This window comes from Nocardiopsis potens DSM 45234 (genome assembly GCF_000341105.1).
GTDB lineage: Bacteria > Actinomycetota > Actinomycetes > Streptosporangiales > Streptosporangiaceae > Nocardiopsis_A > Nocardiopsis_A potens.
The window spans coordinates 209196-230806 of sequence record NZ_ANBB01000035.1; the positions used below are offsets into that span (position 1 = coordinate 209196).

The window sequence follows — 21611 nt, forward strand, 5'->3', positions numbered from 1 at the left end:
GACGTGGCCGTCGTCGGCGCCGGATCGTCGGGGGCGGCCTACGCGGTGCGGGCCGCCGAGGCCCCCGGGCGCCGCGTCCTGCTGCTGGAGGCCGGGCCGGTCTTCGGCGGCGGCGCGGTCCCGGAGGTGCTGCGGGACGGCACCCGGATGGCGGCCGCCCGCCCGGGCGGCCGCTACGCCGACGCCCACCCGGCCCGGTCGGCGGGCGGCGCCGAGCGGACCGTGGTCCGCGGCCGGGTCGGCGGCGGCTCCGGCGCGCTCAACGGCGGGGTGTTCCTCCGCGCCCGCCCGGAGGACTTCGCGGCGTTCGCCGCCGGCGGCCGGGACGCCTGGTCCTACCGGTCGGTGCTGCCGGTGCTGGCCGCCCTGGAGGACGACCGCGACTTCACCGGACCCGGGCACGGCCGCGGCGGCCCGGTCCCGGTCCGCCGTGCCGACCCGCTGCTCCCCGCCACCGAGGCGTTCATCGACGCCTGCCGCTCCGCCGGGCACCCGGAGGAGCCGGACAAGAACGCGGGCGGCCCGCCCGGCGTCGGCCGGGTGCCGCTCAACGTCGTCGGCGGGGTGCGCCACTCCACCGCCCTGACCCACCTGGCGCCCGCGGCCGGCCGGCCCGGCCTGGAGGTGCGCGGCCGGACCCCGGTGCTCCGGGTGGAGCTGGACCGGGCCGGCCGGGCCGCGGGCGTGCTGGCCCGGCCCGGGGGCGGGGCGCCGGAGGTGATCCGGGCGCGCACCGTGGTGCTCTGCGCCGGCGCGCTGCGCACCCCTCAGCTGCTCATGCTCTCCGGCATCGGCCCGCCCGCGGTGCTGCGCGCGCTCGGCGTCCCGGTGCGGGCGGAGGCCCCGGCGGTCGGCGCGGGGACGCAGGACCACGCGATGGTGGTGCTGGGCGCCCGCGGGGCGCCGCCGCGGCCGCCCGGCACCGAGGTGGTGCAGGCCGCGCTGCACCTGCCCGGCCTGGAGATCATGCCCTACACCGCGCCGTTCGCCGAGCTGATCGGCCCCGGGGCCGGGCCGCCGGACCAGACCGGGTGGGGCGTCACCCTGCTCCGCCCGCGCAGCCGGGGCGCGCTGGTCCCGGTCTCCGCCGACCCGGCCGACCCGCCGCGGGCCGAGCACCGGCACCTCGCCGACGCGCACGACCGCGCCCTGCTCCGGGCCGGCGTGCTGCACTGCGTCGAGCTGATGGCCGCCGCGGGCCTGGAGCCGGCCGAGCCGCCGCCGTCCGGCGCCGCGGCCCTGGACCGCTGGATCGCCGAGCGCGCCTCCACCGCGGTGCACCTGAGCGGCGGCTGCGCCATGGGGGGCGCGGCCGACCAGTGGGGGAGGGTGGCGGGCGTCCCCGGCCTGCGGGTCGCCGACGCCTCCCTGCTGCCCCGGGTCCCCTCCCGCGGGCTGAACGCCACCGCGGTCCTCATCGGCGAACTGCTCGGGCGGTGCGCCCCGCGGGACCCGTGAACCGCCCGGCCGGCCCCGGGGCGGGCGCGGAGGCCGGAGCGCGGGGCGTGCGCAGGTCCCGGGGCGGTCCGGCCCCCTCGCCCGCACGTCCGCTCGGCACGGTCAATACCCTGGACAGGTGAGCCCGCGCCGAAACGCCCCCCGCCGCAAGGGGGGCCGCAGCCAGCAGAACGACACCGACCCCGACGCGCTCATGCTGCGCGTCACCGGAGGGCAGCGCCGGGAGACCGGCCCCGACGGGGAGTGGGTGACCCGCAGCATCAGCGGCGCGGCCGCGACCAAGACCTACCGGTGCCCCGGCTGCTCCCAGGAGATCCGGCCGGGCATGCCGCACCTGGTCGCCTGGCGCCCCTACGGCGACGGCGAGGACCGCCGGCACTGGCACTCCTCCTGCTGGCGCCGCCGGGCGAACCTGTTCTGAACTCCGCCTGCGAACGACGAGGAACCATGGAGATCCGCGCCACCACGGTGCTCCCGGCCCAGCGCCGGCCCATCACCCTGCACACCGCCGACGGCCTGGAGCTCGTCGGCGAGCTGGCCCTGCCGCCCTCCGGAGACCCGGTCGCGACCCTGGTCTGCCTGCACCCGCTGCCCACCGCCGAGGGCATGATGGACAGCCACGTGCTGCGCAAGGCCTCGTTCCGGCTGCCCGCCCTGGCCGACGTGGCCGTGCTCCGGTTCAACACCCGGGGCACCACCTCGCGGCACGGCACCAGCCAGGGCTCCTTCGGCGACGGCGAGGACGAGCGCTACGACGTCGCCGCCGCGATCGAGTTCGCCGAGTTCGAGGGGCTGCCCCGGCTCTGGCTGCTGGGCTGGTCGTTCGGGACCGAGCTGGCGCTCAAGTGGGGCCGCGACCCCGAGGTGGCCGGCGCGATCCTGCTCTCCCCGCCGCTGCACCGGGCCACCGACGCCGACCTGGACGGCTGGGCGGAGTTCGGCCGCCCGCTGACCGCGCTGGTGCCCGAGTTCGACGACTACCTCCGCCCGGAGGAGGCCCGCAAGCGGTTCGCCCGGGTCCCGCAGGCCGAGGTGGTCGGCGTCGACGGCGCCAAGCACCTGTGGGTCGGCGAGCCCTACGTGCGCACCGTGCTCGACGCCGTCGTGCAGCGGGTCGCCCCGCGCTCCCACCCGCTGCCCACCGAGTGGGACGGCGAGTACACCCGCGACACCGGGGCCTGAGACGGCGCAGGCCCGGCCGGGTCTCCCCGGGCCGGGCCTGCGGTGCTGCCGTGAACCGCGGCGGTGCCGCCGTGAGTCAGCGGCGGCGGACTACTCCTGCCACCAGTCCTCGTCCTCGCCGGAGCCGCCCTGCTTCGGCTTCTGCTTCGCGGCGCCGGTCGACTCGATGGCGGGCTTCTCCGCGGCGGGCGGAGCGGCCGCGGCCGGCGGGGCGGCGGGCATCGAGTCGCCGCCGCCGAGCAGCTGGCGGAGCTGCTGCAGGTGCGACTGGATGCTGTCGCGCTGCTTGGTCAGCTCGTCGACCTGCTGGCGGGCGGCGGTCAGGATCCGGTCCGCCTCGGACTTGGCGTCGCCGACCAGGTGGTCGGCCTTGGCCTTCGCCTCCGAGCCGGTCTGCTCGGCCTGCTTCTTGGCGTTGGCCACGACCTGCTTGGCGTGCTGCTCGGCGTCGCGCCGGGTCTGCTCGGCCTGGGCGCTGGCCTTGGTGGCCCGCTGCTCGGCGCTGGCGGCGCGCTCCTCGGCCTCGGAGACCAGCTTCTGGGTGGCGGCCTGCGCGGCGGCCAGCCGCTCGGCGTCCTGCCGCTCGGCCTCCTCGCGCCGGCTCGCCAGCTGGATCTCGAACTCGGCCTCCTCCTGGGCGCGGCGGGCCTCGCTCTCCTCCAGGGCCCGCTGCGCCTGGGCGCGGAGTTCCTCGGCCTGGCGCTTGGCGGCCTGCAGGGTCTCGTCGCGCTCGCGCTTCATCGCGGCGCGGGCCTGCGTGCACTCGCGCTCGGTGGTCATCCGGATCTTGGAGATCTCGGCCTCGTGCGTGGCCTGGCGCTCCGCCATCTCGTGCTCGACCGTGGAGATCTTCTTCTGGACCTCGCGCTCGGTCGTGGCGGTGAGCTCGTCCGCCTCGCGCCGCGCGGTGGTGCGGATCTCCTCCGCCTCGTTCTCCGCCGAGGTGCGCATCTCGTCCGCCTCGCGCTGGGCGGTGGTGCGCATCTCGGTCGCCTCGTTCTCGGCGGCCGCGCGCATGTCGGCGGCCTCGATCTTGGCGGCGGCCTTGATGTCGTTCGCCTCGGCGCGGGCGCCCTGGACGAGTTCGGTGGCCTGCTCCTCGGCGAGGCGGAGCAGCTGCTCGATGCGGGCGCCCAGACCGGAGTAGGTGGGGCGCTCCTGCTCCTGCAGCTGCTGCTTGACCTTGGAGAGCTCCTGCCGGGAGCGCTCGGCCACGTCGCGGGCCTGCTGGAGGTCGCTCTGCTTCTGGCTGATGAACTGGTCGACCTGCTGCCGGTCGTAACCGCGCAGGACCACGTCGAACTCGGTGGTCTGGGTGTCTTCCTCGAAGAAGTTGGAGAGCTGGGCTTCAATATCGGACGACATGTGGCGGAATCCTGAACGGGTGGCGAGACGGCTTGGACGGATCGGCTGCGGCCGGCGCGGTCGGGCCTCCTGCTGGAGAGTACTCTGCGGCGGCTCTAGGCGTAGTGGAGTTGGCTCCATTGGTCGCGGAGTCCCGGCCGACCGCGGCGGTGGACATCGGGGGAAACGCCGTACTCCTGGCGGCTAGCAGACTTTATCAACTCGAACGCCCGCATGGATGTGTCTTCGCCCGACTCGCCGGGTGACGGTTGCATCACGGCTTCACCCGTGCCGCTCCTCCCCGGCCGCCTGGACCAGCTCGGTCAGCACGCCGCCGCAGTCCTTCGGGTGCAGGAAGGCGATCCTGGACCCCATCGAGCCGGCCCGCGGCTCGGCGTCCAGCACCCGGACGCCCCGTCCGGCGACGGCCGCCGACGCGCCCGCGACGTCCGGCGTGCCGAACGCGACGTGGTGCACCCCCTCGCCGTTGCGCTCCAGGAACTTCGCCACCGGCGAGTCGTCCCGGATCGGCTCCAGCAGCTGCAGGTAGGAGGCGCCGCCGTCGTCGGTGCCGCTGACCCGCAGCATGGCCTCGCGCACCCCCTGCTCCTCGTTGACCTCCTCGTGGGCCACCTCGAACCCGTAGGCGCCGCGGTAGAACTCCACCGCGGCGTCCAGGTCGCGGCAGGCGATTCCGATGTGGTCGATTCGGGTGAACACGGTGCCGGATCCTCCCGTGAGACGGACGTTCGGGCATCTGTATCGTTGCAGACCGGGTGCGATAAATGACACTGGGAGGCCCGATATGCCCGGATCCGTCATCGTCAGCGGGGTGCGTACCCCGATCGGCAGGCTGCTCGGCTCACTGGCCGGGCACGGAGCGGCGGACCTGGGCGCCGTCGCGATCAAGGCCGCCCTGGAGCGCGCCGGGATCACCGGCGACCAGGTGGACTACGTGGTGATGGGGCAGGTGCTCCAGGCCGGCCAGGGGCAGATCCCGTCCCGCCAGGCCGCGGTCAAGGCCGGCATCCCGATGAGCGTCCCCTCGCTGACCGTCAACAAGGTCTGCCTGTCCGGCCTGGACGCCATCGCCCTGGCCGACCAGCTCATCGCGGCCGGCGAGTTCGACGTCGTGGTCGCCGGCGGCATGGAGTCCATGACCAACGCCCCGCACCTGCTGCCCAAGGCGCGCAAGGGCTACAAGTACGGCGCGGTGGAGGTGCTCGACGCCACCGAGCACGACGGCCTCACCGACGCCTTCGACCAGGAGTCGATGGGCGCCTCCACCGAGCGGCACAACGCCCGGCTCGGCATCGGCCGGGCCGAGCAGGACGCCTTCGCGGCCCGCTCGCACCAGCGCGCCGCCCGCGCCGCCAAGGACGGCCGGTTCGACGCCGAGATCGTCCCGGTGGAGATCCCGCAGCGCAAGGGCGACCCGAAGGTGTTCGCCGCGGACGAGGGCGTGCGCCCGGACACCACCGAGGAGGGCCTGGCCCGGCTCCGCCCGGCCTTCGCCGACGGCGGCACCATCACGGCCGGCTCCTCCTCGCAGATCTCCGACGGCGCCGCCGCCGTGGTGGTGATGAGCAGGGCCAAGGCCGAGGAGCTCGGCTGCGAGGTGCTCGCCGAGATCGGCGCGCACGGCAACGTCGCCGGCCCGGACAACTCGCTGCACTCCCAGCCCTCCAACGCCATCAGGCACGCCCTGGGCAAGGCCGGCCGGGACGTCTCCGACCTGGACCTGATCGAGATCAACGAGGCGTTCGCCGCGGTCGCCGTGCAGTCCGTGCGCGACCTCGGCGTCTCCGAGGAGATCGTCAACGCCGACGGCGGCGCGATCGCGCTCGGCCACCCGATCGGCGCCTCCGGCGCCCGGCTCGCCGTGCACCTGGTGCACGAGCTCCGCCGGCGCGGCGGCGGCCTCGGTGCGGCCGCGCTGTGCGGCGGCGGCGGGCAGGGCGACGCCCTGCTGCTGGAGGTCCCCGCTTCCTAGCCGAGCGGCCCGGGCCCGGGTTAGGGTCCGGGCATGGCGGTGGACGAGGAGCGGCTCCCCGAGCCGGCCCGGCGGCTGATCGCGCTGGCGCCCTCGGGCGGCGAGCGGGAGACCCTGGAGGCCTTCCTGGACCTGCAGCGCCAGGTGCTGGCGCGGAAGGTGGAAGGGCTGTCCGAGGCCGACGCCCGGCGCGCCCTGGTGCCCTCCGCGACCACGCCGGCCGGGCTGCTGCGGCACGCGGCCCGGGTCGAGCTCAACTGGTTCCAGCACATCCTCTGCGGCCGCCCGCCCGAGGACCTCGGCCTGGACCCGTCCGACCCGGACTCCACCTTCCGGCTGGGCGGGCACGACACCGTCGCCTCGCTCACCGCCGAGTACCGGGAGGTCTGCGCCGAGTCCCGGCGGGCGGCGGACCGCTTCGCGCTGGACGACGCGGTGCCCCACCCCGAGCTGGGCCGGGTGACGCTGCGCTGGATCCTGCTGCACATGGTGGAGGAGACGGCCCGGCACGCCGGCCACGCCGACATCCTCCGGGAGCAGATCGACGGCCGGGCCGGGACGTTCGGTTGAGGGGCCGCGGGTGAGGGGCGCACAGGATCCGGCCGGGATCGTCGAGCGGGTGCTGCGGGGCGAGCGGCGCGCGGTCGCGCGCGCCGTCTCCCTGGTGGAGGAGGGCGCCCGGGGGGACGAGGGCGCGCGGGTGCTGCGCGCGATCACCGCCGGGCTCGCCCCGGCCGCCGGCCGGGCCCGGATCGTCGGCCTCACCGGCCCGCCCGGGGTCGGCAAGTCGACCACCACCGCGGCGCTCGTCGCCGCGGTGCGCGGGCGCGGGGAGAGCGTCGCGGTGCTCGCGGTCGACCCCTCGTCCCCGTTCACCGGCGGCGCGCTGCTGGGCGACCGGGTGCGGATGCAGGAGCACGCCACCGACCCGGGGGTGTTCATCCGCTCCATGGCCAGCCGGGGCCACCTGGGCGGGCTCTCCTGGGCCGCCCCGCACGCGCTGCGGGTGCTGGACGCCGCGGGCTTCGACACCGTGCTGGTGGAGACGGTCGGCGTCGGCCAGGCGGAGGTGGAGATCGCCGCGCACGCCGACACCACCGTGGTGCTGTGCGCCCCGGGCATGGGCGACGGGATCCAGGCGGCCAAGGCCGGCGTGCTGGAGATCGCCGACGTGTTCGCGGTGAACAAGGCGGACCGGGAGGGCGCCCAGGCGGTCGTGCGCGACCTGCGCCAGATGGTCGCCCAGGCGGGGCGCGGGCCGGGGGAGTGGCGGCCGCCGATCGTGCGCACCGTGGCCTCGGCCGGCGAGGGGACCGCCGAGCTGCTGGAGCGGATCGACCGGCACGCCGAGCACCTGCGCGGCTCCGGCGAGCTGGAGCGGCGCCGCCGGGCCCGGGCCCGCGGCGAGGTCGAGGCGATCGTGCTGGCCGCGCTCCGCGAGCACGTGGTCGACGTGCACGGCCACGCCGGGCTGGACCGGGCGGCCGCCGAGGTCGCGGCCGGCGGCGACCCCTACTCCGCGGCCGACGCCCTCCTGCGCATGGGCACGTGGGCGATGCCGTCCTCGGTGAACTCCGGGCCGCACGGCTCGAAGCCGAACGAGCGGTAGAGGCCGGTGGCGTAGGCCTGGGCGTCCAGCCGGACCTCGCGGCCGGCGAGCCGCTCCAGCGCGGCGGCCAGCAGCAGCCGGGCCAGGCCCCGCCCGCGCGCCGAAGAGGCGGTGGCCACCCTGCCGATCCGGGCCGAGCCGTCCGGTTCGGCCAGCACCCGCAGGCAGGCCAGCGGGGTGCCGGGGTCGCCGGGGTCGGCCGCCCAGGCGTGCAGCGTGCCGGGTTCGGTGTCCCGGCCGTCCAGCTCGGGGTAGGCGCACTCCTGCTCGACCACGAACACGTCGGTGCGGAGCCGGAGCAGCGCGTACAGCTCGGCGGTGCCGAGCTCGGCGAAGGAGGCGATGCGGACGGGGATCGTGCTGGTCGCGGGCATGGGGGCCAGCATATCCGCGGTGCCGGACGCCCCTGCGGCCCCGGCGGCGAGCAACACCGGGGCCGCAGCGCCGGGGGCCCGCCCCGGCGGAGGCGGGGCGCCGCCGTCTCCCGTCGGCGGCGCCCCTTTTCAGGGTGGTTCTCCGGTCAGGACCCGTTGAGCTCGCCGTGCAGCGCGCGGAACAGGGTGCCGTCGGCGTCGTCGCCGTCCAGCGACCAGACCATGGCGCCGCTCAGCCCGGTCTCGCGGGCCCAGGCGGTCTTCTGCGCGATGGCGGTGGCGTCGTCGAAGGTCCACCACTGGTCGCCGTCGTAGAGCCAGGCGGTGCCGGCGTGGTCGTCGCGGTACAGCTCGAACCCGCCGTCCTCGGCGAATCCGGCGAGCACGTTGTAGTCGTTGTAGCCGGGGTCGCGCGGGCCGGGGGCGGCGCCGGCGGACTCCTGCCACAGGCCGTCGCCGTCCGGGCCGGGCTCGACGCCCTGCCAGCCGCGGCCGTAGAACGGCACGCCCATCACGATGTCCTCGGGCTCGGCCCCGCGGTCCAGGTAGGCCTGGACGATCGTCTCGTAGCTGCGCGGAGTGGAGGACGGGTCGCCCTCGGGCACCCGGACGTTGGACTGGTGCCCGGTGCTGCTCGACCAGGAGCCGGTGAAGTCGTAGCCCTGCACGTTGATGAAGTCGAACGACTCCATCAGCTCGGGCACCTCGTAGCCGGTGTCCAGCGCGGCGATGGAGGCGGGCATGAACGAGGTGAGGAGGTAGTCCTCGCCGGTCTCCTCGCCGAGCTCGTCGAGCTGGGTGCGGAACTCCGCGGCCAGCGCGGTGAAGTTCTCCTTGTCCTCGGGGCGGACCACGTTGCCGGGCTCGCCCTCGCTGCCGGGCCACTCCCAGTCCAGGTCGATGCCGTCGAAGACGCCCTCGGCGGCGCCCTCGCCGCCGGCGCCGTTCAGCTCGGGCAGGTTCCCCTCGATGAACATGTCGATGCAGGAGGCGACGGCGGCCTCGCGGTTCTCCGGCAGCGCGGCGTTGGAGAAGTGGTCCGACCAGGCCCAGCCGCCGATGGCGATGGAGACCTTGAGGTCGGGGTACTTCTCCTTGAGCTGGCGGAGCTGGTTGAAGCTGCCGCGGAGCGGCTGGTCCGCGTCGTCGGCGGTGCCGCTGACGCTCTCCTCGGCGGTGTAGGCCCTGCCGTAGTCGGAGAGCGCCTCGCCCTCGCCCTCGGTATCGCTGGCGAAGCAGCGGCCGTCCTCGTCCAGGTTGGCGAAGGCGTAGTTGATGTGGGTGAGCCGCTCGGCCTGGCCGGTGGTGTCCAACGACTTGACCAGGTAGTCCTTGTCGTCGGCGCCCCACTGGGTGAAGTAGCCGACCTGGCGGTAGGGGCGCTCGCCGCCCCCGTCGCCGCCGTCGCAGGGCTCGCCGTTGACCGTGCAGGAGACCGGGTCGGTGTCGCCGCCGGAGAACGCCCCGTTGTAGCCGAAGGTGTAGCTGCCCCCGGCGGGGATCTCCGCGCCCCACTCCGGCGGGGCGGCGGTGTAGCCGGAGCCGTCCCGCTCCAGGGAGGCGTCCCACATCTGGTGCACCTTCGCGCCCTCGGGCAGTTCGAAGGAGACGGACCAGTCGTCGAGCGGGGCGCCGGTCGGGTTGGTGACGGTGATCTCCGCCTGGTAGCCGGTGGGCCAGCGGGAGGTCTCGGTGTGCGCGGCGGTGACCGGGCCGCCGTCCGGGGCGTCCTCGGCCGCGGCCGGCGGGGCGAGGAGGGCCGCAGGCAGGAGCAGCGCGGCCGCCACCGCCGCGGCCCGGGCCGCTGTTCGGGGGATCGACATGGGGGGCATCTCTCCAGGGGGTAGGTTGGCCTGCCCGAAATTTTCAGGAAACTTAACTAATAGAAAGGGTGGAGGGCAACGGCCGTGCACCGGGATTCCGCGGTGCACAACCGCCGCCCTCGCCGCTCGGCTCCCCGGGGGGATCAGGAGCCGAGCGTGCCGTCCAGCGCGCGCATCAGGGTGCCGTCGGCGTCATCGCCGTCCAGCGACCACACCATCGCGCCGCCGAGGTTCTGCGAGTTGATCCAGCGCGCCTTGCGCTGCATCTCGGTCGCGTCGTCGTAGGTCCACAGGGTGGTCCCGTCGTAGAGCCAGGCCGCCCCGGTCGCCTCGTCGCGGTGGAGCGTGTAGCCCTGGGCGGGCAGGGCCTTGAGCAGCTTCCAGTCCTGGATGCCGGCCTCGTAGCGGCCGGGGGCGGCCCCGGTCGCGCTCTGGAACATCCCGTCGCCGCCGGGGCCGGGCTGCACCCCGGTCCAGCCGCGGCCGTAGAACGGCACGCCCAGCACCAGGTCGCCGGGCTTCGCCCCGCGCGAGGTCCAGGCGTCGATCGCGACCTCGCCGCTGAACAGCCGCTCCGGCGGGTTGGGGTCGGCGGCCGAGACCACCAGGTTGGACTGGTGCCCGGTGGTGTTCTCCCAGGCCCCGTGGTAGTCGTAGCCCTGCACGGTGACGAAGTCGAAGTCCGGCATGATCTTCGCGACCTCGAAGCCGGCCTCCACCTTGGCCGGGTCGGCGGGCATGAACGAGGTCAGCCCGTAGGTCCGGCCGGTCTCCTGCTCCAGTGCGTCCAGCTGGGTGCGGAACTCCTTCACCAGCGCGGTGAAGTTCTGCTTGTCCTCGGGGCGGTAGACGTTGTCCGGGTGCCCCTCGGAGGCCGGCCACTCCCAGTCCAGGTCGATGCCGTCGAAGACGCCGTAGGCGGAGCCGGGGCCGCCCGCGCCGTCGAACGGCGGCAGGTTGCCGCGGAGGAACATGTCGATGCAGGAGGAGGCCATCCGGGCGCGCGACTCCGGGGTGGCGGCCGCGTCCGAGATGTGCTTGGACCAGGTCCAGCCGCCGATGGACAGGTGCACCTTCAGCTGCGGGTGCTTCTCCTTGAGTTCGAGCAGCTGGTTGAAGTTGCCGCGCAGCCCCTGGTCCCAGGTGTCGCCGACGCCGTCCACGCTCTCGTCGGCGCGGAACGAGCGGCCGTAGTCGGCCCAGGCGTCGCCCTGGCCGGCCTGGTTGGCCTGGAAGCACTGGCCGTTGGAGTTGATGTTGGCGAAGGCGTAGTTGATGTGGGTGAGCCGCGCCGCGGTGCCGCTGGTGTCCATGTTCTTCACCAGGTAGCCGCGGTCGTAGATGCCCCACTGGGTGAAGTAGCCGACCCGGTGCCCGCCGGGCTGCCCGGGACCGGGGTCCTCGGACTTGGCGGTGCGGGCGGTGACGGAGCCGGACTCCGCCGAGCGGTTGCCCGCGGCGTCGAAGGCGCGGACGGTGAAGGTGTACTCGGTGTCGGCCTTCAGCCCGGAGACGGTGGTCTCGGTCCCGGTGCCGATCACGGTGCGCACCGGCTGCCCGCCGCTGACCACCTCGTAGCCGGCCACCCCGGTGTCGTCGGTGGAGGCCTTCCAGGAGAGCGCGACGGTGCTGGAGGTGGTGCCGGTCGAGGCCAGCCCGGTGGGGGCGGTGGGGGCCTCGGTGTCGGCCTGGCCGCCGGCGCAGGGGGCGCCGTTGACGGTGCAGGAGACCGGTTCGGTCTTGGTGCCGGCGGAGGCGCGGGTGCCGTTGAAGCCGATCTGGTAGGTGCCGCCGGCCGGGACGGGGGCGCCCCAGGACGGCGGGGTCAGGGTGTAGGTGTCCCCGGAGCGCTTCATGGTGGCGTTCCAGAGGCTGGCGATCTCGGCGCCCTTGGGCAGGGTCACCTCGATGGTCCAGTCGGACAGTTCGGCGGAGCCGGCGTTGTCGATGGTGAACTGGCCGCTGTAGCCGGTCTCCCAGCCCGACCCCTCGGTGTAGACGACGGTGACGTCGCCGGGGGCGGCGGCCGCGGGGGAGGCGGTGAGCACGAGCGGGGCGGCGATCAGGGCCGCGGCGAGCGCGGCGATCCGGTCACGGAGGCGGAGGCGGGGGCGTCTTCGCGTCACGGACATGGGGGATGTCCTCACGTTGGGTGAGCATCTTTTAGGAAACTTAACTATTAATTTCGCGGAAGGGCAAGACCCGTTCCCCGGAAAAATCAGGTCGGACCACCGCCGCTCCTCGGATCGCTAAAGTGGCGACGTGGGAAATCCGCTGAACCTGCCGTTCGACCCGATCGAGCGGGCGCACGAGAACTGGGAGCGGCGCTGGGGCGCCTCGCCCGCCATGGCCGCGGTCACCTCGATCATGCGGGCGCAGCAGATCCTCATCGGCCGGCTGGACGGCGCGCTCAAGCCCTACGAGCTCACCTTCGCCCGGTACGAGGCGCTGGTCCTGCTCACCTTCAGCGCCTCCGGGGCGCTGCCGCTGGGCAAGATCGGCGAGCGGCTGATGGTCCACCCCACCAGCGTCACCAACACCATCGACCGGCTGGAGCGCCAGGGGCTGGTCCGGCGGATGCCCAACCCCAGCGACGGCCGCGGCACCCTCGCCGAGATCACCGAGGCCGGCCGGGAGGTGGTCGAGCACGCCACCCGCGACCTGCTCGCCATGGACTTCGCCATGGACGGCTACACCGCCGAGGAGCTGGAGCGGATGCACCGCTCCTTCATCAAGCTCCGGGTGGGGTTCGGCGACTTCCCCGACCCCGGCCCCGGCGGGGACTGAGCCCGCCCGGGGCGCCCCCTGTCGGAAACCGGCGCGGCCGCCTACTGTCGGATCCATGGCCACCGGCGATGAGATCGAGGCGGGCCGCGCCCGCTGGCAGCGGCGCTACGACGCGGCGCGCACCCGCGACGCCGACTTCACCACCCTCTCCGGCCAGGACGTCGACCCGGTCTACGGGCCGCCCCCGGGCGCAGAGGTCCCCGGGTTCGAGCGGATCGGCTGGCCGGGGGAGTACCCCTACACCCGCGGGCTGCACCCCACCGGCTACCGCGGCCGCACCTGGACCATCCGCCAGTTCGCCGGGTTCGGCAGCGCCCGCCAGACCAACGAGCGGTACAAGATGATCCTGGCCTCCGGGGGCGGCGGCCTCTCGGTCGCCTTCGACATGCCCACCCTGATGGGGCACGACTCCGACGCGCCCTTCGCCCTGGGCGAGGTGGGCCACTGCGGCGTCGCCGTCGACTCCGCCGCCGACATGGACGTGCTCTTCGACGGCATCCCGCTGGGCGAGGTCACCACCTCGATGACGATCAGCGGCCCCGCCGTCCCGGTGTTCTGCATGTACCTGGCCGCCGCCGAGCGGCAGGGCGCGGACACCGCCGCGCTCAACGGCACCCTGCAGACCGACATCTTCAAGGAGTACATCGCGCAGAAGGAGTGGCTCTACCCGCCCGAGCCGCACCTGCGCCTCATCGGCGACCTGATGGAGTACTGCGCGGAGAACGTCCCGGCGTTCAAACCCCTCTCGGTCTCCGGCTACCACATCCGCGAGGCCGGGGCCACCGCCGCCGAGGAACTCGCCTTCACCCTGGCCGACGGGTTCGGCTACGTCGAGCTCGGCCTCTCCCGCGGCCTGGACGTCGACGCCTTCGCCCCCGGCCTGTCCTTCTTCTTCGACGCCCACATCGACTTCTTCGAGGAGATCGCCAAGTTCCGCGCCGCCCGCCGGATCTGGGCCCGCTGGATGCGCGACCGGTACGGCGCCGCCACCGCCAAGGCGCAGTGGCTGCGCTTCCACACCCAGACCGCCGGCGTCTCGCTCACCGCCCAGCAGCCCTACAACAACGTGGTCCGCACCGCGGTCGAGGCGCTCTCCGCGGTGCTCGGCGGCACCAACTCGCTGCACACCAACGCCCTGGACGAGACGCACGCCCTCCCCACCGAGCAGGCCGCCGAGATCGCCCTGCGCACCCAGCAGGTGCTGATGGAGGAGACCGGGGTCGCCTCCGTCGCCGACCCGCTCGGCGGCTCCTACTACGTCGAGGCGCTCACCGACCGGATGGAGGCCGAGGCCGAGCGGATCTTCGAGCGGATCCTGCGGATGGGCGGCGGCGAGGACGCCGGGCACGAGATCGGCCCGATGGCCTCCGGCGTCCTCGCCGGGATCCGCAGCGGCTGGTTCAGCGCGCGGATCGCCGAGTCCGCCTTCCGCTACCAGCAGGCGCTGGAGCGGGGTGGCAAGCGGATCGTCGGTGTGAACACCGCCACCAACACCGTCTCCGGCGACCTGGACATCCTCCGCATCGGGCACGAGATCGAGCGGGAGCAGACCGCCGCGCTCAAGCGCCGCCGCGCCGCCCGCGACCAGGGCGCGGTGGACGCCGCGCTGGCCCGGCTGCTGGAGGCGGTCCGCGACCCGGCCCGCCCCAACCTGGTCCCGGTGCTGCTGGACGCCGCCCGGGCCGAGGCCACCCTCGGCGAGATCTGCTCCGCCATGGGCGAGGAGTTCGGCACCTACGTGGAGGACCCGCGGTTCTGACCGGCCCGCGCCCTGCATGCGGCAGGATGGAGGCATGCAGCCATCGGACTACTCCATGCAGGGCGCGATCGACCTGGGAGCCCGGAAAGCCGCGATGGAACGCGAGGCCAAGCGCGAGGCCGAGCGGAACTCCGGCACCGCCAACCCCTACGCGATCGACGTCGACGAGAGCAATTTCCAGCAGGAGGTACTGGAGGCGTCGCTCAGCGCGCCTGTGGTGCTCGCCGTCCTGCAGACCAGTTCTGAGCAGTCCGCCCAGGTGGAGGCGGCCATCGACCGCCTCGCCGTGGGCGCCGGCGGTCAGTGGCGCGTCGCCAAGGTGGACGTGCAGGCCAACCCGCAGATCGCCCAGGCGCTGCGGGTCCAGGCGGTGCCCACGCTGGCCCTGGTGATCGGCGGCCAGGTCGTCCCCGGCCCGGTCGGCCCGGCCACCGAGGACCAGCTGCGCGACTGGCTCTCCCAGATCTTCGAGGAACTGCGCAAGCAGCAGGTCCTCCCGCCGGAGTTCACCGGGCTGGGCCCGGAGGGCGCCGGCGCCCCGGAGCAGGAGCAGGGCCCGGAGGACCCGGTCGACGCCGAGGCCCAGGAGGCCCTGGACCGGGACGACTTCGAGGCCGCCGAGGCCGTCTACGCCAAGGCCCTGGAGAAGGACCCGAAGAACGAGAACGCCCGGCAGAAGCTGGCCTGGGTGCGCCTGGTCGGCCGGCTCCGCGACGTCGACGCCGCCGCGGTGCGCAAGGCCGCCGCCGACGACCCGGCCGACGTCGACGCGCACATCGCCGTCGCCGACATCGACACCTACGGCGGCAAGTTCGAGGACGCCTTCAGCCGGCTGATCAACCTGGTCCGGGTCACCCGGGACGACGAGCGCGAGCGGGTCCGCAAGCACCTGGTCTCGCTCTTCGAGGTGCTGCCCGCGGGCGACCCGGTGGTCTCCAAGGCCCGCCGCTCGCTCACCTCCGCGCTGTTCTGAGCCGCCGTTCCGGCCGGCCCGCGCCCGGGTAGGAACCGGTTGAGCGGGGCGGCCCGCGGGAATCGGACCGGATGGTGGCGCTATGGGCTGTGCGGTGACGGTCTCGGCGACCTACGGTGCGGGCGGCGGCGTGGTGGGGCGCGCGCTCGCCGCCCGCCTCGGCGTCCCCTTCCTGGACCGGGCGGTGCCCGGCGCGGTCGCCGAGCGGATCGGCTGCTCCCTGGAGGAGGCGCTGCGCCGCGACGACCGCGCCCCCAGCGGCCTGGAGCGGATGCTGGCCAGTGCGGCCCGGCTGCCCACCGTCACCCTGGGCAGCGTGGACATGAGCTACCTCGGCGCCGCCGACGCCGAGGGCCGCATCTACTACGACCGGGACTTCGTCGACCGCACCGAGCAGGTGCTGGCCAGGATCGCCGAAGAGGGCGGCGTGGTGCTGGGCCGGGCCGGCGCCGTGGTGCTGGCCGGCGCCCCCGGGGTGCTGCACGTCCGGCTGGACGGGCCCAAGGCGCGCCGGCTGGAGCAGGCCGCGGCCCTGCCCGAGCTGGCCCGCGCCCAGGGGCTGCCGGAGCCCCCCGGCGACGGCGGCGAGGCCCTGCCCGACCCGGACGCCGGGGACCGGGAGGACCCCTGGCACCCGCCGACCATGCGCGACCTGGAGCAGAACGACCGGGCCCGGAGCGCCTACGTCCGCCGCTACTACCGCACCGACCCGGCCGACCCCTCGCTCTACCACCTGGTCCTCGACTCCACCGCCGTCCGGCTGGGCAGCTGCGCGGACATCGCGGAGCGGCTCGCCCGCGAACTGGCCGCGGGCCGCACCGGAGTGTGAAGCGCCTCACCGGCCCGGTGCCCACCTCGACCAGCGGCGGTGGCACCATGAAGGGTGCGCACGGCACCGGCGCGCCGGACCTCTCGACGGCGCCCCGGGCGGGACACGACGCCCGGGAAACGCGGCCCCAGCCAGGCCGCCCGCGGTGCCGGCGGCGCGCGACCTGAGCCAGAGCGCGCCGGTTCGCGTCGGACATGTGACATAGAGGAGCTTTACGTGGCCACCCTTCCCAGCGTCTCCTACTCGATAACCGTCCGCCTGGAACTCGACGGGCACGGCAGTGCCGTCGGCAGCCTCACCAACGCGGTCGAGCACGTGGGGGGCGTCATCACGGCCCTGGACGTGGCGCAGGCCGGGCATGAGCGGATCCGCATCGACGTGACGTGCGCCGCCCGCGACACCGACCATGCCCAGGCCATCGTCGACGCCCTGGGGGCCATCGAAGGCGTCGTGGTGCACAAGGTCAGCGACCGCACCTTCCTGATGCACCTCGGCGGCAAGATCGAAATGCAGTCCAAGGTCCCGCTCCGCAACCGGGACGAGCTGTCCATGGCCTACACCCCCGGCGTCGCCCGGGTCTCCCAGGCCATCGCGGCCAACAAGGACGACGCCCGCCGACTCACCATCAAGCGGAACAGCGTCGCGGTGGTCACCGACGGCTCGGCCGTGCTGGGCCTGGGCAACATCGGCCCGGAGGCCTCCATGCCGGTCATGGAGGGCAAGGCCGCGCTGTTCAAACGGTTCGCCGACATCGACGCCTGGCCGATCGCCCTGGACACCCAGGACGTCGACGAGATCGTCCGCACCGTCCAGGTGATCGCCCCCGGCTTCGGCGGCATCAACCTGGAGGACATCTCCGCCCCGCGCTGCTTCGAGGTGGAGGCCCGGCTGCGCGAGCTGCTGGACATCCCGGTCTTCCACGACGACCAGCACGGCACCGCCATCGTCGTGCTCGCCGCGCTGAAGAACGCGCTGCGCGTGGTCGGCAAGAACCTCAGCGAGGTGCGGATCGCGATGTCCGGCGCGGGCGCGGCCGGCACCGCCATCCTCAAGCTGCTGATGCACGCCGGCGCCAAGCACGTGGTGGTCTGCGACGTCGAGGGCGCGGTGCACGAGGGCCGCGACGGCCTCGACCCCAACCTGGCCTGGATCGCCGCCAACACCAACCCGGACGGCTACACCGGGGACCTGCGCGGCGCCGTCGCCGGGGCGGACGTGTTCATCGGCGTCTCCGCGCCGAACGTGCTGGGCGGCGAGGACATCGCCGAGATGAACGACGACTCGATCATCTTCGCGCTGGCCAACCCGGACCCCGAGGTCGACCCGGACGTGGCGCACCTGCACGCCTCGGTGGTGGCCACCGGCCGCAGCGACTACCCGAACCAGATCAACAACGTGCTGGTCTTCCCCGGGTTCTTCCGCGGCCTGCTGGACGCGCAGAGCCACCACGTCGACTCCGACATGATGGTCGCCGCCGCGGAGGCCATCGCCGGGGCCGTCACCGACGACGAGCTCGGCCCGCACTACATCATCCCGAGCGTGTTCCACACCGGCCTGTCCAAGGCCGTCGCCTCGGCGGTGCGCGAGGTCGCGGTCCGCGCCGGCGGCGCCGCCGAGTGACCGCGCCGCGACCGTCCGGCTCCGGTGCGCGATCGTGCGCCGGAGCCGGTGGTCGCGGCCGCCCGGGCGGGGTAGACAGCAGGACATGAGCACGCCGAACCTGACCGGGAGCCTGCTGGTGGCCACCCCCGCGCTGGAGGACCCGAACTTCCGGCGGACCGTCGTCCTGGTCATCGACGACGACGCCGAGGGGACGCTGGGCGTGGTCGTCAACCGCCCCTCCGACCACCTGGTCGAGGAGGTCCTGGAGGGGTGGAGCGCCTTCGCCAGCTCCCCGGCGGTGATGTTCGCCGGCGGGCCGGTCGGCGAGGGCTCCGGGCTGGCCCTGGGGGTCCCCGGGGACGAGGAGGAGCCGCTGGGCTGGCGGCCGCTGGAGGGCGAGGCCGACACCGAGGCCGTCCGGGTGGGCGTCATCGACCTGGACGCCCCGCCCGAGGTGATCGGCGGCGGGCTGGGCCGGCTGCGGGTGTTCGCCGGCTACTCCGGCTGGGGCCGGGGCCAGCTCGGCGCGGAGATCGAGGAGGGCGCCTGGTACGTCCTCCCGGCCAGCGTGGAGGACGTCTTCTCGGACTCCCCGGAGACCCTGTGGGCGCGGGTGCTGCGCAGGCAGGGCGGCGATCTCGCGCTGGTCTCCACGCTTCCCGACGACCCCTCGCTGAACTGACCGGTACCGTAGGAGGCCGGATCCGAGGAGGTGTGAGCGAGCGATGGCCATGGACGTGCTGAACAAGGTCGTGCCGGAGAGCGAGACCCGTCCGGACATCTCGCACGACGACGGGGACCGCGAGCGGTTCGCGCACTACGTGCAGAAGGACAAGATCACCGAGAGCGCCGTCACCGGTGCCCCGGTGATCGCGCTCTGCGGGAAGGTCTGGGTGCCCAACCGGGACCCGAAGAAGTTCCCGGTCTGCCCCGAGTGCAAGAAGATCTACGAGGAGATGACCTCCTGACCCGCTCGTAGCCCTCCTCCGCCGCTCCTACCTCTGCGTTGATCTTGGACTTATCGACCGGTCCCGCTCCGCGGAGCCGCGCCGGCGAGCGCTCCTCGACCGGTCGATAAGTCCAAGATCGACACGGGGCGGGCGAGGGGAGGGCGCGGAGCGGCCCCCGAACGTCGGCAATGCCCTGCTGTACGGGCTTTGTGCGCACGGCGCCCCGTGCGGCAGGATACGCTCGCAGGCGACGGCGACGACGGGTAGGTCCATATGGTTTCCACCAGTGAGCGCGGGGCGCACCGGCGCACCAGAGGATCGGATCGACGCGCGCGCCGCAGGCTCACCGGCGGGGACATCGCGCGCGGCGTCCTGCGCACCGTCGGCGAGCTGCTGTTCACCGCCGGTGTGGTGATGCTCTTCTTCGCCGCCTACCAGGTCTACGGCAAGCAGATCGAGACCGACCGCGAGCAGGAGCAGCTCTCCCAGGGCCTGGAGGAGACCTGGGAGGCCGGCCCGGACTCCGAGCCGCTGCCCGGCTCGGCCGACAGCCGGATGTACATCCCCGGGCTCGACCTGCAGTGGGTGGTGGTCAACGGCGTGCAGCCGGAGGACATCCGGTACAGCCCCGGCCGCTACACCGACGAGGACGTGGCCGGCGGCGACTCGGCCGACCCCGGGCAGCCGGGCAACTACGCGGTGGCCGGGCACCGGGTGTCCGGCATCTTCTGGGACCTGGACCTGCTCTCCGACGGCGACGAGATCGTCGTGGAGGACCGGGACAACTACTACACCTACGAGGTCATCGACGAGGTCACCGTCACCCCGGACAAGGTCGAGGTGGTCGACCCCGACCCGTTCGACCCGGAGAACAACGACGACCCGCAGCGCTCCCTGCTCACCCTCACCACCTGCGCGCCCAAGCTGAACAACACGCACCGGCTGATCGTGCACGCCGAGCTCAGCGAGACCCGGCCCAAGGAGCAGGGCATGCCGGAGAACATCGCGCACATGGCGCCGGAGGACGGCGACGCGGCGAAGGAAGCGGAGTGAACCGGTGTACGGACTGATCTGGCGGCTGATCCCCGGCCCGGTGCCGGTGAAGCTGATCGTGGTCCTGGCGCTGATCGCCGGGATCGCCTGGCTGCTGTGGACCGTGGCCTTCCCCTGGATCGACCCCTACATGCCGTTCAACGACGGCGCGGTCGACACCGGCGCGGGGGCTGGCACCGGCGCGGGGTAGGGCCGGATACCCTCGTCCGGGTGAGCAATGGGGGAATGGCCAGATGACGGTTGTGCAGACGAGCACGGCGGACCGCCTCACCGGGCTGCGCCAGTGGCAGCGCGAGGCGTTCGACGAGTACTTCCGCCGGGAGCCCCGGGACTTCCTGGCGGTCGCCACGCCGGGGGCGGGCAAGACCACGTTCGCGCTGACGCTCGCCGCCGAGCTGCTGGCGCGGCACGCGGTCCGCTCCATCACCATCGTGTGCCCCACCGAGCACCTGAAGAAGCAGTGGGCCGAGGCGGCGGCCCGGTTCGGGATCGCGATCGACCCCGACTTCAAGAACGCCCAGGGCGCGCTGGGACGGGGGTTCACCGGCGCCGCGGTGACCTACGCCCAGGTCGCGGCGCACCCGATGCTGCACCGCAACCGCACCGAGGCGCGCCGCACCCTGGTCATCTTCGACGAGGTGCACCACGCCGGCGACGCGCTCTCCTGGGGCGACGCGGCCCGGGAGGCGTTCGACCCGGCGGCCCGGCGGCTCTCGCTCACCGGCACCCCGTTCCGGTCCGACGTCAACCCCATCCCGTTCGTGGACTACGTGCAGGACCACGACGGGGTGCGCCGCTGCTCCTGGGACTACAGCTACGGCTACGCCCCGGCGCTGGCCGACGGCGTGGTCCGCCCGGTCATCTTCATGGCCTACTCCGGCGAGATGCGCTGGCGGACCCGGGCCGGCGACGAGCTCGCCGCCCGGCTCGGCGAGCCGCTCACCACCGACGCCCTGGCCCAGGCCTGGCGGGCGGCGCTCGACCCCAAGGGCGACTGGATCAAGAAGGTGCTGGCCGCCGCGGACCGCCGGCTCAGCGAGGTGCGCAACGCCCACCCCGACGCCGGCGGCCTGGTCATCGCCAGCGACCACGAGACGGCCCGGGCCTACGCCCGGATCCTGCGCAAGATCACCGGGCAGGGCGCCACCGTGGTGCTCTCCGACGACCCCACCGCGAGCAAGAAGATCTCCCGGTTCGCCGAGTCGGAGGACCGGTGGATGGTCGCGGTGCGGATGGTCTCCGAGGGCGTCGACGTGCCCCGGCTGATGGTCGGCGTCTACGCCACCTCCACCAGCACCGCGCTCTTCTTCGCCCAGGCGATCGGCCGCTTCGTGCGGACCCGCCGGCGCGGCGAGGTCGCCTCGGTCTTCCTGCCCTCGGTGCCCACCCTGCTGGAGTACGCCGGGGAGATGGAGCGCGAGCGCGACCACGCGCTGGACCGCCCGCTCAAGGAGGGCGAAGAGCCCGAGCAGGAGATGATCGACGAGGCCCGGAAGAAGCGGGACACCCCGGACGCGGGGGAGGAGCTGCCGTTCGAGACGATGGAGGCCTCCGCCGAGTTCGACCGGGCCCTCTACGACGGGACCGAGTTCGGCGGCGGGGCCCCCGGGTCGCCGGAGGAGGAGGACTTCCTCGGCCTGCCCGGTCTGCTGGAGCCGGAGCAGGTCGCCCAGCTGCTCCGCAAGCGCAAGACCGAGCAGCGGGCCGCCGAGCGCAGGGGGCCCTCCGAGCCGGCCGAGGCGCCGGCCCACGAGCGCACCGCCGAGCTGCGCAAGGAGCTCAACACCCTGGTCGGGGCCTGGCACCACCGGACCGGCAGCCCGCACGGGATGATCCACAGCCAGCTCCGCCGCGCCTGCGGCGGGCCGCCCCGCC

General features: G+C 74.0%; 21 protein-coding genes. 16 read left to right on the forward strand and 5 right to left on the reverse strand.

Annotation, left to right across the window (positions count from 1 at the left end; all coding sequences use genetic code 11):
* Window positions 1-3 precede the first annotated feature (3 nt).
* From mftG to D459_RS0113790, 3 genes are all read left to right on the forward strand, one after another.
* Window positions 4-1458: a mycofactocin dehydrogenase MftG gene (mftG, locus tag D459_RS0113780; protein ID WP_017593597.1), complete on the forward strand. Its 1455-nt coding sequence runs from the start codon at window positions 4-6 to the stop codon at window positions 1456-1458.
* Window positions 1459-1576: 118 nt separating this feature from the next.
* Window positions 1577-1879, forward strand: a complete 303-nt coding sequence (locus D459_RS0113785) for a hypothetical protein (protein WP_017593598.1) — start codon at window positions 1577-1579, stop codon at window positions 1877-1879.
* Between the two features lie 26 nt (window positions 1880-1905).
* The gene (locus D459_RS0113790; RefSeq protein ID WP_017593599.1) at window positions 1906-2640 is read left to right on the forward strand and encodes an alpha/beta hydrolase; all 735 of its coding nucleotides are present in this window, start codon (window positions 1906-1908) and stop codon (window positions 2638-2640) included.
* 90 nt (window positions 2641-2730) lie between these two features.
* On the opposite strand, the gene D459_RS0113795 is transcribed toward D459_RS0113790, so the two are convergent.
* A complete protein-coding gene (locus D459_RS0113795) occupies window positions 2731-4005 on the reverse strand; it encodes a DivIVA domain-containing protein (RefSeq protein WP_017593600.1) in 1275 nt (424 codons plus the stop codon).
* A 261-nt stretch (window positions 4006-4266) separates the two neighbouring features.
* The gene (mce, locus tag D459_RS0113800) at window positions 4267-4704 is read right to left on the reverse strand and encodes a methylmalonyl-CoA epimerase (protein WP_017593601.1); all 438 of its coding nucleotides are present in this window, start codon (window positions 4702-4704) and stop codon (window positions 4267-4269) included.
* 85 nt (window positions 4705-4789) lie between these two features.
* Between mce and D459_RS0113805 the strand changes: the two genes are divergently transcribed.
* From D459_RS0113805 to meaB, 3 genes are read left to right on the forward strand one after another with little or no spacing between them, the layout of a single operon-like run.
* Window positions 4790-5977: an acetyl-CoA C-acetyltransferase gene (locus D459_RS0113805; RefSeq protein ID WP_017593602.1), complete on the forward strand. Its 1188-nt coding sequence runs from the start codon at window positions 4790-4792 to the stop codon at window positions 5975-5977.
* Between the two features lie 33 nt (window positions 5978-6010).
* Window positions 6011-6547: a DinB family protein gene (locus D459_RS0113810; RefSeq protein WP_017593603.1), complete on the forward strand. Its 537-nt coding sequence runs from the start codon at window positions 6011-6013 to the stop codon at window positions 6545-6547.
* A 10-nt stretch (window positions 6548-6557) separates the two neighbouring features.
* A complete protein-coding gene (meaB, locus tag D459_RS31575; RefSeq protein ID WP_017593604.1) occupies window positions 6558-7586 on the forward strand; it encodes a methylmalonyl Co-A mutase-associated GTPase MeaB in 1029 nt (342 codons plus the stop codon).
* Here meaB and D459_RS0113820 read toward each other — a convergent pair.
* From D459_RS0113820 to D459_RS0113830, 3 genes are all read right to left on the reverse strand, one after another.
* Window positions 7490-7960 carry a GNAT family N-acetyltransferase gene (locus D459_RS0113820; RefSeq protein ID WP_026120370.1) on the reverse strand — a complete coding sequence of 157 codons (471 nt, stop codon included), beginning with the start codon at window positions 7958-7960 and terminating at the stop codon, window positions 7490-7492. The two genes, meaB and D459_RS0113820, sit on opposite strands and share 97 nt — an antisense overlap.
* A 146-nt stretch (window positions 7961-8106) precedes the next feature.
* Complete coding sequence (locus tag D459_RS0113825) at window positions 8107-9783, reverse strand: glycosyl hydrolase family 18 protein (protein ID WP_017593606.1); 1677 nt, start codon at window positions 9781-9783, stop codon at window positions 8107-8109.
* Window positions 9784-9926: 143 nt separating this feature from the next.
* Window positions 9927-11915 carry a glycosyl hydrolase family 18 protein gene (locus D459_RS0113830; protein ID WP_017593607.1) on the reverse strand — a complete coding sequence of 663 codons (1989 nt, stop codon included), beginning with the start codon at window positions 11913-11915 and terminating at the stop codon, window positions 9927-9929.
* A gap of 130 nt (window positions 11916-12045) precedes the next feature.
* Here D459_RS0113830 and D459_RS0113835 point away from each other — a divergent pair, with 130 nt between their 5' ends.
* From D459_RS0113835 to D459_RS0113880, 10 genes are all read left to right on the forward strand, one after another.
* On the forward strand, window positions 12046-12570 hold the full coding sequence (locus tag D459_RS0113835) for a MarR family winged helix-turn-helix transcriptional regulator (RefSeq protein ID WP_017593608.1): 525 nt from the start codon (window positions 12046-12048) through the stop codon (window positions 12568-12570).
* Between the two features lie 55 nt (window positions 12571-12625).
* A complete protein-coding gene (locus tag D459_RS0113840) occupies window positions 12626-14329 on the forward strand; it encodes an acyl-CoA mutase large subunit family protein (RefSeq protein ID WP_017593609.1) in 1704 nt (567 codons plus the stop codon).
* A 34-nt stretch (window positions 14330-14363) separates the two neighbouring features.
* A complete protein-coding gene (locus D459_RS0113845) occupies window positions 14364-15302 on the forward strand; it encodes a tetratricopeptide repeat protein (protein WP_020380173.1) in 939 nt (312 codons plus the stop codon).
* 82 nt (window positions 15303-15384) lie between these two features.
* Window positions 15385-16131, forward strand: a complete 747-nt coding sequence (locus D459_RS0113850; RefSeq protein WP_017593611.1) for a cytidylate kinase-like family protein — start codon at window positions 15385-15387, stop codon at window positions 16129-16131.
* 216 nt (window positions 16132-16347) lie between these two features.
* Entirely contained in the window at window positions 16348-17751 is a 1404-nt protein-coding gene (locus tag D459_RS0113855) for an NAD-dependent malic enzyme (RefSeq protein WP_017593612.1), read from the forward strand.
* A gap of 85 nt (window positions 17752-17836) precedes the next feature.
* Window positions 17837-18415: a YqgE/AlgH family protein gene (locus tag D459_RS0113860; protein ID WP_017593613.1), complete on the forward strand. Its 579-nt coding sequence runs from the start codon at window positions 17837-17839 to the stop codon at window positions 18413-18415.
* Between the two features lie 43 nt (window positions 18416-18458).
* Window positions 18459-18701 (forward strand): DUF3039 domain-containing protein, encoded by a 243-nt coding sequence (locus D459_RS0113865; protein ID WP_017593614.1) that lies wholly within the window; start codon window positions 18459-18461, stop codon window positions 18699-18701.
* A 255-nt stretch (window positions 18702-18956) separates the two neighbouring features.
* Complete coding sequence (locus tag D459_RS0113870) at window positions 18957-19736, forward strand: class E sortase (protein ID WP_017593615.1); 780 nt, start codon at window positions 18957-18959, stop codon at window positions 19734-19736.
* Window positions 19737-19740: 4 nt separating this feature from the next.
* Complete coding sequence (locus tag D459_RS0113875; RefSeq protein WP_017593616.1) at window positions 19741-19926, forward strand: hypothetical protein; 186 nt, start codon at window positions 19741-19743, stop codon at window positions 19924-19926.
* 43 nt (window positions 19927-19969) lie between these two features.
* On the forward strand, window positions 19970-21611 hold a 1642-nt coding region (locus tag D459_RS0113880; protein ID WP_026120372.1), incomplete at its 3' end, for a DEAD/DEAH box helicase.